The organism is Streptomyces sp. CHD11, from assembly GCF_018638295.1.
Lineage (GTDB): Bacteria > Actinomycetota > Actinomycetes > Streptomycetales > Streptomycetaceae > Streptomyces.
In genome coordinates, this window is record NZ_JABTTS010000009.1 from 1 (window position 1) to 16,795 (window position 16,795).

Below are 16,795 nucleotides of genomic sequence, written 5' to 3' on the forward strand. Positions count from 1 at the left end.
CGGGCCGACGTCTTTTGTTACGTCGAGGTCGAGTACAACCGCAGTCGGCTCCGTCGGCACCCCGACTACGGCTACGTCACCCCGCTCGAAACGAGATCCCTGCTCAGGCAGAACCTCGCCCCGGCGGCGTAAACACCCGCTGTCCAGCACGCGGGGGGAACTTCAGAGCGCGGGCGGAGTTGTCGGTCAGTTTGGGCTGCCATGACCGCCACACTGGCCGGGCAGTGTGAGCGCGCTGTGACGGCGATATACGGATCAGGTGTTCTCAGCCCGCGCCCCCGGCCGCATGACGCGCTCACGCGGGACGTGACGCAGACATTGACGCCGGTGGCGAGCACTGGGTCCTTTACGGCTGGGCGCCTCACGACCTGCGACACAGGTTCGCCACGACCGCGCTCGGCAACGGCCTGCCGCTCTTGGATGTGTCCCGGTGGCCTGGGCACAAGAGCGTCGAGGAGACGGCGGACGCGTGTCGTGATCGGGGCAGCGCCACTTGCCGGAACGACTCGGGCCTCTCGACGTGTCAGGGTCGCAGCCGCCCGCGAGCGCGCGGCGGTCCCCACGCAGTCCGCAGCACACCCGGTCAGGACCGTCGCACCGCATCACCAGCCATCGCGGAAAGGCCCGGTCAGCGGACCGGGTGCGGCAAGGAAGCCGCTGCGACACACGAAGGAGTCGCAGGCCGGACGGCATGATCGGGGATCAGTCCGCCGCACACGGCGCTCCCGGCGGCCCGGGTACGGTTGTGTCGGCCCGGCCGGACTGCCGGGCGCCCGAGGGGCACCGGAACGTGACCCCGACAGCCCCCCGGTGGAGGCGGCCGTGACAGGAACCGGTCCGTCGCGCGGGGCACGGTCGGCGACTCACGGTGCCGTCTCCGCGGCCCTGGCGCGGTGCGACGACCGTGCCCTGCGCGCGCTCGTGGACCGGGCCGTGCCGGCCGGAACCGGCATCGGCGGGACATCGGCGCTGACCGAGGTCGCCGGAACCACCGTCTTCGTGAAGCGGGTCCCCCTCACCGGCCTGGAGCTGCGGCCGGAGCATGTCCGGTCCACCGCGAACCTGTTCGAGCTTCCGGTCTTCTGCCACTACGGCGTCGGCGCCCTCGGCGGGCCCGGTTTCGGGGCCTGGCGGGAACTCGCCGTCCACACCATGACGACGGACTGGGTGCTCTCGGGGGAGCACGAGGGCTTCCCCCTGATGTACCACTGGCGGGTGCTGCCGGGCCCGGCGCCGCTGCCGGAGGAACTCGCCGACGTCGAACGGGCCGTCGCCTACTGGGGCGGCGGCTCACAGGTACGCCGCCGGATCCGGGCGCTCGAGGAGTCACCGGCCGGTGTCGCGCTGTTCCTGGAGTACATCCCGCAGACCCTGCACCAGTGGCTCGGCGACCGGATCGAGGCGGGGGGTGAGGTCGCCGGGCGGGCCTGCGCCATGGTGGAGAGAGGTCTGGAGGACGGCATCTCGTTCATGAACAGCCGCGGACTGCTGCACTTCGACGCGCACTTCGAGAACATCCTCACCGACGGCCGTCGCCTCTACTTCGCGGACTACGGACTCGCCGTCTCCTCCGGGTTCGAGCTCTCCGCCGAGGAAGCCGCCTTCTTCGGCCGGCATCGGACCTACGACCGCTGCTACACCGCCGCCTACCTGGTGAACTGGCTCGTCACCGCGCTGTACGGGTACCGCAGGCAGGACCGGGAGGGCCGCCGTGCGCTGGTGCGCGCCTACGCGGAGGGCGAGCGCCCCACGGGCGTCCCGGACGCGATCGCGGCGGTCCTCACCCGTCACGCACCGGTCGCGGCCGTGATCTCCGACTTCAACCGCGCCTTCCAGGACCGGAGCAGGCGGACCCCGTACCCGCTGGAGGAGATCCGGCGGCTGGGCGTCACGGCGGGCGGACCGTGAGAATCCCGTCCCGGCCAGGAGCGCAGGGGCACAGGAGCCCGGCGGTGCGGGCCGCACACGGCTGCGGTGGCGGCGCCGGCCGTGGAATGCTGGACGGATGGAGCTGGAGGATCTGGTGCGGTTGCGGCGGGCCCGGGACCGGATGGAGCGGGAGTACGCCGAGCCTCTCGACGTGACGGAGCTGGCGCGGACCGCGCTGATGTCGCCCGGCCACTTCCAGCGCAGCTTCCGCGCGGCGTACGGGCAGACCCCGTACGCCTATCTCATGACCCGGCGCGTCGAGCGCGCCAAGGCGCTGCTGCGGCGGGGCGATCTCACGGTGACGGAGGTGTGCATGGCGGTCGGCTGCACCTCGCTCGGTTCGTTCAGCTCGCGCTTCACCGAGCTGGTCGGGGAGACGCCGAGCGCCTACCGGGCCCGCTCGCACGAGGAGAGCGCGGTGATCCCGCCGTGTGCGGCACGGTTGTACACCCGTCCGGTTCGGGGCAGACCCCGGGCCGATCCCGGTGAAATCTTCTAGCGTGGGCGCATGGACACAACGGACGCCAGACTCGCCCAGTGCTTCATCGCCGTCGACGACCATGACAAGGCGCTGGCCTTCTACCGCGATGTGCTGGGCCTCGAGGTGCGGGGCGACGTGGGTTTCGAGGGGATGCGGTGGGTGACGGTCGCCTCGCCGGAGCAGGACGTGGAGATCGTGCTGGAGCCCCCCGCCGCGAACCCGGACGCCTCTCCCGGTGACAAGCAGGCGATGGCGGAGCTGCTGGCCAAGGGCATGCTGCGGGGGGTCAACTTCACCACCACGGACTGTGACGCCCTCTTCGAGCGGGTGCGGGCGGCGGGGGTGGACGTGATCCAGGAGCCGGTGGACCAGCCGTACGGAGTGCGGGACTGCGCGTTCCGCGACCCGGCGGGGAACATGCTGCGCTTCATGGAACGTCACGGGCGGTGAGCGTCCGCTGGACCTACGCCCTCATCGACCGGCCCGGCACGGCGGCCGAGCGGGCCGGCGCGTTCTGGGCCGCCGTGACGGAGGCCCGGCCGTCCGGACCGAGCGGGGACGACGAGGAGTTCGTGACCCTGTCGGTGGCGGGCACCGACGCCTGTGCGGGGGTGCAGCGGCTCGTCTCGGGCGAGGGCGGTACGCATCTGGACTTCTCCGTCGACGACGTCCCGGGGTTCGTCGCGGCGGCCCGGCGGCTGGGGGCGGGGACGGTCGCGGAGCACGAGGGGTGGACCGTGCTGCGTTCACCGGCCGGGCAGCCGTTCTGTGCGATCCCCTGGCACGGGGAGTCGGTGAGGCCGCCCGTCGTGCACGGCAGCAGGCTGGACCAGGTGTGCCTCGATGTCCCGCCGTCCCCCTACGACGCGGAAGTCGCCTTCTGGAGCGGGCTGCTGACCGGCTGGCGTTCCGTGCCCGGCTCGCGCCCGGAGTTCCATGTGATCCAGCCCCCGGCCGGGCTGCCGCTGCGCATCCTGCTCCAGCGGATCGGGGAGGACCGGCCCGTCTTCGCCCATCCGGACCTGGCCTGTGCCGACATCACCGCGACCCGGGCGCGGCACGAGGGGTACGGGGCCGTGTTCGTGGCGGAGTTCGGCCACTGGACGGTGATGCGGGACCCGACGGGTGGTGTCTACTGCCTGACCGGCCGCGATCCCGGGACGGGGCTGCGCGCCACCGGGCCGGTCACGTCATAGGCGGGGAGGCGGGCGGCGGCCGCACCGCCGTCCCGGGCGTCCGGCGTCCTGCGGCGCCCGGTGCCCGCCGGATCGCCCGGGGGGCGGGCGCTGTCGCTGGTGAGTGAGGTCGGGGGCCGGCCACGGCGGCCGGGGCCGGACGTCCCTTTCCCGGCGGAGCCGGGGAGCACGGCAGGGGGTCATTCCGCCACGCCGGCCTCCGGGCCCGTCCGGGGTTCGCGCCACATGGGCCACATGCGCGGGCCGTCCGGGAGGGCCAGCGGCTCTCCCGCGGCGAAACCGAGGCGTTCGTAGAGCACCCGGCTGCGCTCGCTGCTCGCCTCCAGATAAGCCGCCCGCCCCTCCCTGTCGCAGCGGTCGAGGACGGAGCCGATCAGTCCGGTGCCCAGTCCCTCGCCCTGACGGCCGGGGACGACGCCGATCATCCACAGGTACTCGTGCGCCCGGTCCGAAGGGTGGATGCCGGCGGTGAGCCGGCCGATCAGCTCCACGCGCTCGTTGCCGGGGTCGACGGCCTGACGGATCCGCGCGAACCCGTCGTCGTCCGCCCCATCCTCCCCGTGCGTGTCGTCGTCGCCGGGGCCGTCCGCGGGGACGGACAGCCACAGGGCGCAGGCCGAGCCGTCCTCGGTGATGTCGATGCGTCCGTCGGCGAGGACCACGTCGGTGAAGGCCGCCATGAGCCGGTGGTGGGTCGTCCGGCGGTACTCCCGGCCGGGGAAGACCCAGCCGCTGACCGGGTCGTCCTGGAACGCCTCGTCCAGGAGACGGACTATCCGCTCCCGGTCGTCGTCCCCAGCCGTCCGGATCACCACACCCATGTCCGTCCCCTCGCCCAACCGTCGCTGCCCGTACGGACGTTGAGCCTATCGGGGGACACCCGCCGAAGGGGCGGGCCCCGCACATCGTGGGGAAGTGCGGGACCCGCCGGGCCGGATCCACCGTGCCGTGCGGAGTCAGGAACCGCAGGGCACCGGGTGGTTCCGGAGCCACGGGGACGGCCGGCGGGCCGTCAGGTGCTGCGCCGTGTCACGAACTCGGCCAGGGCCAGCAGCCCGCCCGCGGCCTCCGGGTCCGGCACGGCGCGGGCGACCTCCTGCATCGCCCGGGCCATCCGGTCGGCCGCCTGGGTCTGCGCCCAGTCCCGGCCGCCCGCCCGCTCCACGGTCCGGGCGATGTGCTCCAGGTCCTCCTTCCGGTGCGGTGCCGCGTACGCCGCGGCGAGTTCGGCGGCGGCGGGGGTGCCGGAGGTGAGGGCCGCCACCACCGGCAGGGACTTCTTGCGGGCGGCCAGGTCCGCACCGGCCGGTTTGCCGGTGCGGCGCGGATCGCCCCATATGCCGATCACGTCGTCGATCAGCTGGAAGGCCAGCCCGGCCTCCCTGCCGAACGCGTCCAGTGCCGCCACCTCCGCCTCCCCGGCACCCGCGTACAGCGCGCCGACCGCACAGGCGCAGCCGAGCAGCGCACCGGTCTTGGCCTCGGCCATGGCGAGCGTCTCGGCGAGGGTGACCTCTCCGGGGGCACGCCGCTCCATGTCCGTGTCCGCGTGCTGTCCCGCGCAGAGCTCGATCACGCAGTCGGCGAGCCGGACCGACGCGGCACGCGACACCGGGCGGGCGTCCTCGGCGAGCAGACGCAGGGCGAGCGCCTGGAGGGCGTCCCCCGCGAGGATCGCGTCGGCGTCCCCGAACACCGCCCACGCGGTCGGCCGGTGCCGGCGGGTGGTGTCCCGGTCCATCACGTCGTCGTGCAACAGCGTGAAGTTGTGTACCAGTTCCACGGCCGCCGCCGCCCGTACGGCCGCCGCCCGGGCGGTGGGCCCGCCCACCGCGGAGGCCGCGGCGAGCACCAGCGCGGGGCGGATCGCCTTGCCCGACCCGGCCTGTGCCGGGGTGCCGTCCGCGTTCTCCCAGCCGAAGTGGTAGAGCGCGATCCGGCGCATCGGGGCGGGCAGCGAGTCGAGAGCGGCCCGCAGCACCGGGTCGACCGCGCCCCGGGCCCGCTCCAGCAGCATCGTCGCCTCGTGCCCGTCTCCGGGGCGCTGCTCCGGCACCACGGGGCCGCCGGCCGTACGCTCCGCCGTACGGCCCGTCTGCGGCTCCGTGATGGACTCCGTCATCGGCTTCCCCCTGGGAGCGACTCGGTGGAGGAGCGGAGGGATGGCGCTGCCGCACCCGTCGAGCACGTACCTCCGAGGTGTACCCGCCCCGACGGGCGGGGACACGGCATCCGGCGCGGTAGCTCGCGGAGGGTCACCGCCAGCGGCCGATCTCGACGTTCTCCAGCACACCGAGCGCGTCCGGTACCAGGACCGCTGCCGAGTAGTAGGCGGTGACCAGGTACTTGATGATGGCCTGTTCGTTGATGCCCATGAACCGCACCGACAGGCTCGGCTCGATCTCGTCGGGGATGCCGGTGGCCCGCAGTCCGATGACGCCCTGGTCCTGTTCGCCGGTACGCAGCGCGATGATGGAGGTGGTGCGGGCCTCGGTCACCGGGATCTTGTTGCACGGGTAGATCGGCACCCCCCGCCAGGTGGGAATGCGGTTGCCGCCCATGTCGATGGTCTCCGGGACGAGCCCCCGCTTGTTGAGCTCGCGGCCGAACGCGGCGATCGCGCGCGGGTGGGCGAGCAGCAGCCTGGTCCCGCGCCGCCTGCTGAGCAGTTCGTCCAGGTCGTCGGGGCCCGGGACGCCGTCGTGCGGCTGGAGCCGCTGGTCGTACTCGCAGTTGTGGAGCAGTCCGAACTCGCGGTTGTTGACCAGTTCGTGCTCCTGGCGCTCCTTCAGCGCCTCGACGGTCAGCCGGATCTGCTGTTCCGTCTGGTTCATGGGCTGGTTGTAGAGGTCGGCCACCCGGGAGTGGATGCGCAGCACGGTCTGGGCGACGCTGAGTTCGTACTCGCGCGGCCTGGCCTCGTAGTCGACGAAGGTGTGCGGGATGTCCGGCTCCCCGCTGTGCCCGGCCGCCAGGTCGATCTCCTTCTCGCCGTACTTGTTGGTGCGCTCCCCGGAGATCTCACGCCGCTCGCGCAGATGCTCGCGCAGGGTGTCCGACCGCTCGGCGACCTGCTCGACGGCGTCGCGCGGCAGTACCAGCACCGTGCAGGCGGTGAGCGTGCGGGCCGTGTACTCCCAGATGGCGTCCTCTCCGAGCAGAGCCTGCTCGCCGAAGTAGGCGCCGTCGGCGAGGACTCCGAGGGACTCGTCCTGGCCGTAGGGGCCGGTGCCGACCCGCTCCACCCGGCCGTGCGCCAGCAGGTACACCTCGTCGGCGGGGCTGCCGAAGGAGGCGATCACCTGGCCCGCACCGATCTCCCGCTGCCGGCAGCGGGAGGCGAGCTCGGTCAGCACCTCTTCGTCCTCGAACGACCGCAGCACCGGCAGCTCGCCCAGCTCCGCCGGGATGATCTCGACGCGGTCGCCGGTTTTCACGAACGTCATCCGGCCATCCCCCACGGCGTACGTCAGCCGCCGGTTCACCCGGTACGTCCCACCCTGCACATCGACCCAGGGCAGCATCCGCAGCAGCCAGCGTGAGCTGATCTCCTGCATCTGCGGCACGGACTTGGTCGTGGTGGCCAGGTTCCGCGCGGCGGCCGTGCCGAGGCTCTGCTGCTGCCCGGCCTGCTCCGTACGGACCTCTTCGCCTACCGACATAGAGAATTGCCCTCCCCAAATGGTGATTCACGCCCGGCCGTGCCGGGCGTCGCCCTGCGTGATCAAGCCTTCCTCACGCAACGTGCCCGCGCCATTACCCGATCGAGCGGGGTTGGATCATGTGAGTGCTGGGCACACAGCGGCGCGTGTTCAACGGCGCGGCAGCGGAACGAGATTGTCCGGATCGGCTCGCACACCACCCGAACGAGTAGTTGAAGTCGCTCCTTTTAGGTAAGAGGCCTGTACCAGACGGTCGCGACCAGCGGCCGCCGACCGGTACGAAGGAGGGCGGTCATGGCCCCACCCATGTCCGCGAGCGCTTTCCTGCGCGCTCTGAAGGCGGAAGGGCTCACAGTCGTCCAGGTCGGCGACTGGCGCGACCACAACCGCAACCACAAGGGCCCCTGGGGACCCGTGCACGGCGTGATGATCCACCACACGGTCACCAAGGGCAGCGCCAGGACCGTGGAGCTGTGCCGCAAGGGCTACTCGGGCCTGCCGGGTCCGCTGTGCCACGGCGTCATCACCAAGGACGGCCGGGTGCACCTGGTCGGCTACGGCAGAGCCAACCACGCGGGGCTCGGCGACGACGACGTCCTGCGCGCGGTGATCGCGGAGAAGCGCCTGCCGGCGGACAACGAGGCGAACACCGACGGCAACCGGCACTTCTACGGCTTCGAGTGCGAGAACCTGGGCGACGGCGACGATCCCTGGCCGGCGGCCCAGCTGGAGGCGATCGAGAAGGCCGCGGCGGCGGTCTGCCGCCACCACGGCTGGAACGAGCGGTCCGTCATCGGGCACCTGGAGTGGCAGCCGGGGAAGGTGGACCCGCGCGGATTCACGATGACGTCGATGAGGAACCGCATCGGCGACCGTCTGAAGTGAGTCCCGCCGACCCGGCTCGCACCGTCTCCGCCACACCCTGCGCACACCGCGCGGACGGCGTCGCCGTGCCCTCGCGGCCGCCGACCCGCGCGCCGCCCGCCCCGACGGCGGCGGCACGGGGTCCCCGCGGGGCACACCCGACCACGCCGGCCGCCGGCCGCCGGCCGCCGTACGGAGACGCCCCGACACCACCGCGGCTCGGTGACCCCGCGGGCGCCCGCCACCAGCGGCGGTGGCGCGGCGCGCCCGCCCGGCCGAGGCCCACCGCGGACGGTCGCCGCGGGGGCCCGGGGACAATGGAACGGTGACCAGTTCCGACGCCCCCGGCCCCGGCGCCCTCGCGGGCCTGCGTCCGCGGCTGCCGTCGCCGCTGTGTGAGGTCGAGGACGCGCGGTTCGGCAGCCGCGGAGTCCGCCTCCTGCTGAAGCGCGACGATCTCATCCATCCCGAACTCGTCGGCAACAAGTGGCGCAAACTCGCGCCCAACCTCGACGAGGCGGCCGGGCGGACCGTGCTCACCTTCGGCGGCGCGTACTCCAACCATCTGCGGGCGACGGCCGCCGCCGGGCGGCTGCTGGGTCTGCGCACGGTCGGCGTGGTGCGCGGCCAGGAACTCGCCGGCCGCCCTCTCAACCCGTCGCTGGCCCGGTGCGCGGCCGACGGAATGCGGTTGCACTTCGTCGACCGCTCGGCGTACCGGCGCAAGGCCGAGCCGGAGACGCTGGCGGCCGTCCTGCGCGCGGCGGACGCCGAGGACGCGTACGTCGTGCCCGAGGGCGGCAGCAACGCCGCGGCCGTGCGCGGATGCCGGGCGCTCGGCGGGGAACTGGCCGGCCACGCGGACGTGATCGCGGTGGCCTGCGGCACCGGTGGCACCCTCGCGGGACTGGCCGCCGGGGCCGGTGTGCGCGTGCTGGGCGTCCCGGTGCTCAGGGGCGGCTTCCTGACCCAGGAGATACGCGCTCTGCAGACCGGCGCGTTCGGCGGCCCGCGCGGTGACTGGAGCCTCGACGACCGCTTCCACTTCGGTGGCTACGCCCGTACGACGCCGGAACTCGAGGAGTTCGCCGCGGACTTCGAGGACCGTCACGGTGTTCCCGTGGAGCGTGTCTATGTCGCCAAGTTGCTTTACGCCCTTGTCGCCCTCGTGGAGGAGGGCGCGTTCGCGCGCGGGAGCACCGTCGCCGCGGTGATCACGGGACGCCCCTTCCCGGAGCGGAACGACTGGAGCGGGCCCGGGGCCGGTCCGGCGGCCTCCTCCGGTCCGGTCCGCCGGACAGCGCCGTCGGACCGTCTGCGCTGACAGTCGCCGGCAGGTGTCGTCCGCCGGCTCCCCGGTGACGGGGTCGGCCTGCCCGAGCCGATACAGGGGCCGGCCGGCGGCGGTGGTCACGGACAGCACGTGTCCCACCCCTCGTTTTCGGCACGGCCGACCGCGCGCGCGTCGTCATGTGGCAATCTTGACTCGCGCCGGCGTTTCGGCGACCACGTACTGCTGTGACCGGATGTGACCACGGCGGCGGACGGTTCGACCAGGTGACGTCTGGGTACGTCAATCCGGCGCGCGCTCTTCCCATTTGGGAGCCGCATACCCCTAGCCACGGAGCGTATCGGTAGTTTTACTATGAGTGACGGCAATGGGTCGGGGTCCCGGGACAGGAGCCCTGAGAGCGCGATAGCGTCACGGCTGAACCACGTAGCGCGTTACCCGGGGGCGATCCGGCCCTGAAACGCTTGTACCACCTTGGAGGTGAGGGTGTCCCAGATCGCAGGCGAGCCCGCGACCCAGGACTTCGTGGAAGTCCGGCTGCCGGCCGCGGGGGCCTACCTGTCGGTGCTGCGTACGGCCACGGCCGGCCTCGCGGCCCGTTTGGACTTCACCCTCGACGAGATCGAGGACCTGCGCATCGCGGTCGACGAGGCCTGCGCGATCCTGCTTCAGCAGGCCGTGCCGGGGTCGGTGCTCAGCTGTGTCTTCCGGCTTGTCGACGACTCGCTGGAGGTGACCGTGTCGGCGCCGACCACGGACGGTCACGCCCCTTCACGGGACACCTTCGCCTGGACGGTCCTGTCCGCGCTCGCGGGCAAGGTGTCGTCGGCCGTGGACGAGGACAAGACCGTGTCGATCAGCCTCTACAAACAGCGCGGCGCGGGACCCGGGCCGGCGTGAGGAGCGAGGACGGGCCGGTGCGGGACGAAGAACGCGGCACACGGGAGCTGCCGGCCGAGCGCGTGCCGGACGGCATCGACGGCATCCCCGAGCAGGCCCGGCCGCATCCGGAGGGCGACTCCGCGGAGACCGCCTCCCCGGGCGGCGGGCAGCCCGGCGGTGCCGTGCGGGGCACGCCCGCGGCCGGGCCGGCCGGGGCCGGCCGCACGGACGCCCGCACGCATGAGGGTCACCCCGACCGGGCGGAGCCGGGAGCGCGGGAGGAGCCGGCGGCGGGGGACGAGGCGAGCGCTCGGGGAAGGGTGACGGGCCAGGCGATGAGCGAGCACGAGCGGCACGCCGAGGACGAGGCGCCGCAGGCGTCCGGTTCCGGGGGCGCGCGGGGCGCACCGGGCACCCACGGCACGCACGCGCACCACGACCCGACGGACCGCAGCGGGGCGCGTGCCCTGTTTCTGGAACTGCGCACGCTGCAGGACGGCAGTCCCGCGTACGCGGAGCTGCGCAACCGGCTGGTGCGCATGCATCTGCCGCTCGTCGAGCATCTCGCGCGCCGTTTCCGCAACCGTGGCGAGCCGCTGGACGACCTCACCCAGGTCGCCACCATCGGCCTGATCAAATCCGTCGACCGCTTCGACCCCGACCGGGGTGTGGAGTTCTCGACGTACGCCACCCCGACGGTCGTCGGCGAGATCAAGCGGCACTTCCGGGACAAGGGCTGGGCGGTGCGGGTGCCGCGCCGGCTCCAGGAGCTCCGGCTGGCGCTCACCACGGCCACGGCGGAGCTGTCCCAGCTGCACGGCCGCTCCCCCACGGTGCACGAGCTGGCCGAAAAGCTGGGCATCTCCGAGGAGGAGGTCCTGGAGGGGCTGGAGTCCGCCAACGCGTACTCGACACTGTCCCTGGACGTCCCCGACACCGACGACGAGTCCCCGGCGGTGGCCGACACCCTCGGCGCCGAGGACGAGGCGCTGGAGGGTGTGGAGTACCGGGAGTCGCTCAAGCCGCTGCTGGAGGATCTTCCGCCGCGGGAGAAGCGGATCCTGCTGCTGCGTTTCTTCGGCAACATGACCCAGTCGCAGATCGCGCAGGAGGTCGGCATCTCGCAGATGCACGTCTCCCGTCTGCTGGCCCGCACCCTGGCCCAGCTGCGGGAGAAGCTGCTCGTGGAGGAGTGAACCGGGGCGCCGCGGCGCCGTGGCGGTCCGGGGGCGCTACCTGCCCGCACTCCCGGCGTTCCCGGGGCCCCGGATGCCGAGGGCCCGGGTCGTCCCGGGGTTGACCAGCAGCACGAGCGCGGTGACGGCCACGACGGCGAGCACGATCCCGGCGGGGATGGCCACGCCGTCGGACACCAGCAGGTTGTAGGCCACCGGCAGCGCGATGATCTGCGTGATGACGGCGGGGCCCCGGCTCCAGCCCCGCCGGGCGAGCAGCCCCCGCGCGGCGATCAGCGGGAGCAGCGCCAGCATGATCAGGGTCACCCCGCCGGTGACGGCCTGGCTGCGGTCGTCCGGTGCGCCGGTCAGGGCGAGGACCGACATCCACCCGCCGACGGCCACCAGCGCCAGTCCTTCCAGGGCGGCCAGCGCCGCCGCGTAGGCCGGACGGCGCTCGGCGATGCCGTCCGGCGCGGTCGTCCCGTCCGGGGGTGCGGTGGGGGTCTGCTCGCTGCTCACCCCTGAAGGGTAGCCCTCGCCGTACGCCCCTTCCGTGGCGCGGCTCACCCCTTCGCGCCCGCGGTGACCGGGCCTCGGTATGGGCCCGGTACCCCTCAGTAGGTACCCTGCACGTCATGCGTGCACTTCTCGTGGTCAATCCGGCGGCTACCACCACCAGTGCGCGCACGCGCGATGTGCTGATCCACGCCCTCGCCAGCGAGATGAAGCTGGAAGCCGTCACCACCGAGTACCGCGGACACGGGCGCGACCTGGGCCGGCAGGCCGCGGAGAGCGACGACATAGACCTGGTGGTCGCCCTCGGCGGGGACGGCACGGTCAACGAGGTCGTCAACGGTCTGCTGCACGCGGGACCCGATCCGGAGCATCTGCCCGGCCTCGCCGTGGTGCCCGGCGGATCCACGAATGTCTTCGCCCGCGCCCTGGGGCTGCCCAACCAGCCCGTGGAGGCCACCGGCGCCCTGCTGGACGCCCTGCGCGAGGGCCGTGAGCGCACCGTGGGCCTGGGTCTGACCTCGGGCACGCCGGGCTCGGAGGACGAGGCCGTGCCGACCCGCTGGTTCACCTTCAACGCGGGCCTGGGCTTCGACGCCGGCGTGGTCGGCCGGGTGGAGCAGCAGCGGGAGCGCGGCAGGAAGTCCACTCACGCGCTGTACATGCGCCAGGTCGTCCGTCAGCTGCTCGGCGAGCCGCACCGCCGGCGCGGGGTGATCACGCTGGAGCATCCGGGTGACGAGCCGGTCACCGATCTGGCGCTGTCCATAGTCTCGAACACTTCGCCGTGGACGTTTCTCGGCAATCGTCCGATCTACGCGTCACCTAAGGCCTCGTTCGATACGGGCCTCGATCTCTTCGGTCTGAGCCGGATGTCCACCACCGCGGTTGCCCGGTATGGCACCCAGTTGCTCACTTCGTCCCCGGAGCGCGGCCCCCGCGGCAGGCACGTGGTCTCCCGGCACGACCTGACACGCTTCACCTTGCATTCGAAGGTGCCACTACCCCTCCAGATGGACGGTGACCACCTGGGGCTGCGAACCAGCGTGACGTTCACAGGCGTACGCCGTGCACTGCGTGTGATTGTGTGAGCAGAAAGGGCGAAAGTCCTTTCACTCGAACGTTTAGACCAGGGTCCACCCCATGGAAGTACGGCTGTGACCTAGTCGACACCGAAGAATCAAAAAAAACTTTTCGGAAGGGGTTGTATCCGCCGCCGAGGTTTGCGAGTCTCTTCATGGCGATCGGGACGGCCCGCAACACCGGCCTCGACAGATCACCGGAACCCCTCTTCGAACCCAAGGACCACGCCAGGGAACCTGGCGGTCGGCCCTTCACTTGTCGGGGGATTCGTGAAAGCGTTCACATTCACAAGCACTTGCAGTTATACCAAGGAGAGGTAGCAGCCATGGACTGGCGTCACAACGCCGTTTGCCGCGAGGAAGACCCCGAGCTCTTCTTCCCCATCGGCAACACCGGTCCCGCGCTGCTGCAGATCGAGGAAGCCAAGGCCGTCTGCCGTCGCTGTCCGGTGATCGAGAGCTGCCTTCAGTGGGCACTCGAGTCCGGTCAGGACTCCGGCGTCTGGGGTGGTCTCAGCGAGGACGAGCGTCGCGCGATGAAGCGCCGCGCCGCCCGCAACCGGGCCCGTCAGGCCTCCGCCTGACACCCCCTGCCGACAGCCTGAGCTTGGCGGCGCGTGTGCCCGACCGGATCACTCCGTAGAAGGCGCCCACGCATCTCCCGCCCCCGAGCCGCAGCGCGCAGTTCCCCGAGTGCTCGAACCAACTCGAGCGGGGAACACCGAGGAACGAGCATCAGCCCCGGACCACTTCCAAGGTCCGGGGCCTTTTGCCGCGCCCGGACGCCCCGGGCCGGGCCCCCTCCCCCGGCGCGCGTCCCATTCCCCTACTTGTCCGACTGCACCGGGATGTCCAGGATCACCCTGGTCCCCCGCTCCGGGGCCGGCACCATGTCGAACGTGCCGCTCAACTCGCCCTCCACCAGGGTCCGTACGATCTGCAGACCGAGGTTGCCCGCGGTGTGCGGATCGAAGCCCTCGGGCAGACCCACCCCGTCGTCCTGGACGGTGACCAGCAGGCGGGCCTCCTTCGAGGTGCCGCCGCGGACCGCGGACACCTCGACGGTGCCGGTGTCACCCTCACCGAAGCCGTGCTCCAGCGCGTTCTGCAGGATCTCGGTCAGCACCATCGCCAGCGGGGTGGCGACCTCGGCGTCCAGTATCCCGAAGCGGCCGGAACGCCGGCCGGTGACCTTGCCGGGTGAGATCTCGGCGACCATGGCGAGGACACGGTCGGCGATCTCGTCGAACTCCACCCGCTCGTCCAGGTTCTGGGACAGCGTCTCGTGGACGATCGCGATGGACCCCACCCGGCGCACGGCCTCCTCCAGCGCCGCACGGCCGCGCTCGGACCCGATCCGGCGGGCCTGGAGCCGCAGGAGCGCCGCCACCGTCTGGAGGTTGTTCTTGACCCGGTGGTGGATCTCCCGGATGGTCGCGTCCTTGGTGATCAACTCACGTTCGCGGCGGCGAAGCTCGGTGACATCGCGGAGCAGTACCAGCGAGCCGATGCGGGTGCCCTTCGGCTTGAGCGGGATCGCCCGGAACTGGATCACCCCGTCGTGCGCCTCGATCTCGAACTCGCGCGGTGCCCAGCCGCTGGCGACCTTGGCCAGCGCCTCGTCCACCGGCCCCTTGGTAGGGGCCAGTTCGGCGGTGGTCTCGCCAAGGTGATGGCCCACCAGGTCGGCGGCGAGACCCATCCGGTGGTAGGCGGACAGCGCGTTCGGCGAGGCGTACTGCACGACGCCCTCGGCGTCCAGCCGGATCAGCCCGTCGCCCACCCGGGGCGAGGCGTCCATCTCCAACTGCTGGTTCGCGTACGGGAAGGCCCCGGCCGCGATCATCTGCGCGAGGTCGGAGGCGCTCTGGAGGTAGGTGAGCTCCAGCCGGCTGGGGGTCCGCACGGTGAGCAGGTTGGTGTTGCGGGCGATGACACCGAGGACCCGCCCCTCCCGCCGCACGGGGATGGACTCGACCCGTACGGGAACCTCCTCACGCCACTCCGGGTCTCCCTCGCGCACGATCCGGCCCTCGTCGTGAGCCGCGTCCAGCATGGGCCGGCGGCCGCGCGGGACGAGGTGGCCGACCATGTCGTCCTGGTAGGAGGTCGGGCCGGTGTTGGGCCGCATCTGGGCGACGGAGACATAGCGGGTGCCGTCGCGGGTGGGGACCCACAGGACCAGATCGGCGAAGGAGAGGTCGGAGAGCAGCTGCCACTCCGAGACCAGCAGGTGGAGCCACTCGAGGTCGGTGTCACCGAGAGCGGTGTGCTGGCGTACGAGTTCGTTCATGGAGGGCACGTCCGCGAGCGTACCCGGGGGGTGCGCGCGGGGCCCGGGAACACCCGCGGGCCGCGGCGCCTGAGAGGGACCCTCAGCCCTCCCGGCACCGCAGCCCGGAGCAGTACCGGCCGGCGGGGTGTGCGGTCCCGGTCGGCCGTGGTCGAGGAGCCGGGGCAGTCAGGGCAGAGAGCTCCGGATCCTCGGTCCGCCTTCCTGTGCGGGGAAGGCAGGCTTGCTGTGTCCGACACACATTGTGGACTAGACCACTGCCCGTGTAAATGCGTGGGACACGGTCTGTGCTGTCACGGCGTGTCCGCCCGCGGCGCGGGCGACCACTACGGGAAGCCTAACCCGTACGGCTCCCTCCAGGGGCCGGACGGAAGCGCCGGTTTCGGCGGACGACGGCGGCCGCGCGGGCCGGCCCGGCGCCGGCGGCCGCTCCTGGGAGGCGGGGCACCCCTCTGCTAGATTGATAATTGGTCTAAACCACATGGTCCCGTCCGTCGGGGCCCGTCCCAGTCGAATCCTCCAGAAGATCGGCAGGCCCACCGTGGAAGTTGTCATCGTTGCGGACGCCAAGGCGGGCGGCGAGCTCATCGCCGGGGCCATGGCGGAGCTGCTGCGGCGTAAGCCCGACGCCCTGCTGGGCGTCGCCACCGGTTCCACCCCGCTGCCCGTCTACCAGGCGCTGGCGAGCATGGTGGATTCCGGGGCCGCCGACACCTCCCGGGCCAGGATCGCCCAGCTCGACGAGTATGTGGGACTGCCTACCGACCACCCCGAGTCCTACCGCTCGGTGGTCCGGCGCGAGGTCCTGGAGCCGCTCGGCATCGGGATGGACGCCTTCATGGGCCCCGACGGCACGGCCGAGGACGTGCAGGCGGCCTGCGAGGCGTACGACAGGCGGCTGGCCGAGGCCGGCGGCGTGGATCTCCAGCTGCTCGGCATCGGGACGGACGGGCACATCGGGTTCAACGAACCGTGCTCCTCGCTCGCCTCGCGCACCCGGATCAAGACGCTGACCGAGCAGACCCGGGTGGACAACGCGCGCTTCTTCGGCGGCGACATCGGCCAGGTGCCGCACCACGTCATCACCCAGGGCATCGGCACCATCCTGGAGGCCCGGCACCTGGTCCTGCTGGCCACCGGCGAGGGCAAGGCGGACGCGGTCGCCGCGACCGTCGAGGGCCCGGTGGCCGCGGTGTGCCCGGCGTCCGCGCTCCAGCTGCACCCGCACGCCACGGTGGTCGTCGACGAGGCCGCCGCCGCCGAGCTGAAGCTCGCCGGCTACTTCCGCCACACCTACGCGGGCAAGCCGGACTGGCAGGGGATCTGACCGGCGCCGGTGGTCTGGACCAGCCCCCGCCCCGGGGGTATACAAAGGGGATCACGGAGCGCGCGGGGAGCACCCCCGCCCTGAGCCGTGCCACGAT

General features: G+C 72.1%; 16 protein-coding genes. 11 read left to right on the top strand and 5 right to left on the bottom strand.

The annotated features are described in order from the left end of the window. Positions 1-822 precede the first annotated feature (822 nt). The 4 genes from HTV45_RS10705 (at position 823) to HTV45_RS10720 (ending at position 3,606) form a co-directional block, all read left to right on the top strand. On the top strand, positions 823-1,908 hold the full coding sequence (locus HTV45_RS10705) for a protein kinase family protein (RefSeq protein ID WP_215205458.1): 1,086 nt from the start codon (positions 823-825) through the stop codon (positions 1,906-1,908). A 97-nt stretch (positions 1,909-2,005) separates the two neighbouring features. Next, positions 2,006-2,428, top strand: coding sequence for a helix-turn-helix domain-containing protein (locus HTV45_RS10710; RefSeq protein WP_215205459.1), 423 nt, complete (start codon positions 2,006-2,008; stop codon positions 2,426-2,428). Between the two features lie 9 nt (positions 2,429-2,437). After that, positions 2,438-2,860 carry a VOC family protein gene (locus tag HTV45_RS10715; protein ID WP_215205460.1) on the top strand — a complete coding sequence of 141 codons (423 nt, stop codon included), beginning with the start codon at positions 2,438-2,440 and terminating at the stop codon, positions 2,858-2,860. Further along, a complete protein-coding gene (locus HTV45_RS10720) occupies positions 2,857-3,606 on the top strand; it encodes a VOC family protein (protein ID WP_215205461.1) in 750 nt (249 codons plus the stop codon). The genes HTV45_RS10715 and HTV45_RS10720 overlap by 4 nt, the downstream gene beginning before the upstream one ends. A 179-nt stretch (positions 3,607-3,785) precedes the next feature. Here the strand turns inward: HTV45_RS10720 and HTV45_RS10725 are convergent, their stop codons facing one another. The 3 genes from HTV45_RS10725 to HTV45_RS10735 all read right to left on the bottom strand — a co-directional run bounded on the left by HTV45_RS10725 (position 3,786) and on the right by HTV45_RS10735 (position 7,268). Beyond that, a complete protein-coding gene (locus HTV45_RS10725; RefSeq protein WP_215205462.1) occupies positions 3,786-4,427 on the bottom strand; it encodes a GNAT family N-acetyltransferase in 642 nt (213 codons plus the stop codon). Between the two features lie 191 nt (positions 4,428-4,618). After that, the gene (locus HTV45_RS10730) at positions 4,619-5,623 is read right to left on the bottom strand and encodes a family 2 encapsulin nanocompartment cargo protein polyprenyl transferase (protein ID WP_251691928.1); all 1,005 of its coding nucleotides are present in this window, start codon (positions 5,621-5,623) and stop codon (positions 4,619-4,621) included. 238 nt (positions 5,624-5,861) lie between these two features. Beyond that, positions 5,862-7,268 (bottom strand): family 2B encapsulin nanocompartment shell protein, encoded by a 1,407-nt coding sequence (locus HTV45_RS10735; RefSeq protein WP_215205464.1) that lies wholly within the window; start codon positions 7,266-7,268, stop codon positions 5,862-5,864. A gap of 294 nt (positions 7,269-7,562) precedes the next feature. On the opposite strand from HTV45_RS10735, the gene HTV45_RS10740 reads away from it, so the two are divergent. The 4 genes from HTV45_RS10740 to HTV45_RS10755 all read left to right on the top strand — a co-directional run bounded on the left by HTV45_RS10740 (position 7,563) and on the right by HTV45_RS10755 (position 11,501). Beyond that, positions 7,563-8,153: an N-acetylmuramoyl-L-alanine amidase gene (locus HTV45_RS10740; RefSeq protein WP_215205465.1), complete on the top strand. Its 591-nt coding sequence runs from the start codon at positions 7,563-7,565 to the stop codon at positions 8,151-8,153. A gap of 304 nt (positions 8,154-8,457) precedes the next feature. Then, entirely contained in the window at positions 8,458-9,456 is a 999-nt protein-coding gene (locus HTV45_RS10745) for a 1-aminocyclopropane-1-carboxylate deaminase/D-cysteine desulfhydrase (RefSeq protein WP_215205466.1), read from the top strand. 453 nt (positions 9,457-9,909) lie between these two features. Further along, positions 9,910-10,323 carry an anti-sigma regulatory factor gene (locus HTV45_RS10750; protein ID WP_004925829.1) on the top strand — a complete coding sequence of 138 codons (414 nt, stop codon included), beginning with the start codon at positions 9,910-9,912 and terminating at the stop codon, positions 10,321-10,323. 17 nt (positions 10,324-10,340) lie between these two features. Further along, entirely contained in the window at positions 10,341-11,501 is a 1,161-nt protein-coding gene (locus HTV45_RS10755) for an RNA polymerase sigma factor SigF (RefSeq protein ID WP_215205467.1), read from the top strand. Positions 11,502-11,537: 36 nt separating this feature from the next. Here HTV45_RS10755 and HTV45_RS10760 read toward each other — a convergent pair whose 3' ends face one another. After that, complete coding sequence (locus HTV45_RS10760) at positions 11,538-12,002, bottom strand: hypothetical protein (RefSeq protein WP_215205468.1); 465 nt, start codon at positions 12,000-12,002, stop codon at positions 11,538-11,540. Between the two features lie 116 nt (positions 12,003-12,118). Between HTV45_RS10760 and HTV45_RS10765 the strand changes: the two genes are divergently transcribed. Together HTV45_RS10765 and HTV45_RS10770 are read left to right on the top strand one after the other, a co-directional pair. Then, positions 12,119-13,087, top strand: a complete 969-nt coding sequence (locus HTV45_RS10765; RefSeq protein ID WP_215205469.1) for a diacylglycerol kinase family protein — start codon at positions 12,119-12,121, stop codon at positions 13,085-13,087. Positions 13,088-13,404: 317 nt separating this feature from the next. Continuing rightward, complete coding sequence (locus HTV45_RS10770; protein WP_030219886.1) at positions 13,405-13,662, top strand: WhiB family transcriptional regulator; 258 nt, start codon at positions 13,405-13,407, stop codon at positions 13,660-13,662. Positions 13,663-13,904: 242 nt separating this feature from the next. Here the strand turns inward: HTV45_RS10770 and HTV45_RS10775 are convergent, their stop codons facing one another. Further along, positions 13,905-15,380 carry a sensor histidine kinase gene (locus tag HTV45_RS10775; RefSeq protein ID WP_215205470.1) on the bottom strand — a complete coding sequence of 492 codons (1,476 nt, stop codon included), beginning with the start codon at positions 15,378-15,380 and terminating at the stop codon, positions 13,905-13,907. A 532-nt stretch (positions 15,381-15,912) separates the two neighbouring features. Between HTV45_RS10775 and nagB the strand changes: the two genes are divergently transcribed. Next, positions 15,913-16,698: a glucosamine-6-phosphate deaminase gene (gene nagB / locus HTV45_RS10780; RefSeq protein WP_215205834.1), complete on the top strand. Its 786-nt coding sequence runs from the start codon at positions 15,913-15,915 to the stop codon at positions 16,696-16,698. Positions 16,699-16,795: the final 97 nt, after the last annotated feature.

Bases quoted from the DNA above. Each gene is read 5' to 3' on its own strand.
- HTV45_RS10710 (WP_215205459.1), top strand. From the start codon at position 2,006: ATGGAGCTGGAGGATCTGGTGCGGTTGCGGCGGGCCCGGGACCGGATG.
- HTV45_RS10715 (WP_215205460.1), top strand. From the start codon at position 2,438: ATGGACACAACGGACGCCAGACTCGCCCAGTGCTTCATCGCCGTCGAC.
- HTV45_RS10725 (WP_215205462.1), bottom strand. From the start codon at position 4,427: ATGGGTGTGGTGATCCGGACGGCTGGGGACGACGACCGGGAGCGGATA.
- HTV45_RS10730 (WP_251691928.1), bottom strand. From the start codon at position 5,623: ATGCTGCTGGAGCGGGCCCGGGGCGCGGTCGACCCGGTGCTGCGGGCC.
- HTV45_RS10735 (WP_215205464.1), bottom strand. From the start codon at position 7,268: ATGTCGGTAGGCGAAGAGGTCCGTACGGAGCAGGCCGGGCAGCAGCAG.
- HTV45_RS10740 (WP_215205465.1), top strand. From the start codon at position 7,563: ATGGCCCCACCCATGTCCGCGAGCGCTTTCCTGCGCGCTCTGAAGGCG.
- HTV45_RS10765 (WP_215205469.1), top strand. From the start codon at position 12,119: ATGCGTGCACTTCTCGTGGTCAATCCGGCGGCTACCACCACCAGTGCG.
- HTV45_RS10770 (WP_030219886.1), top strand. From the start codon at position 13,405: ATGGACTGGCGTCACAACGCCGTTTGCCGCGAGGAAGACCCCGAGCTC.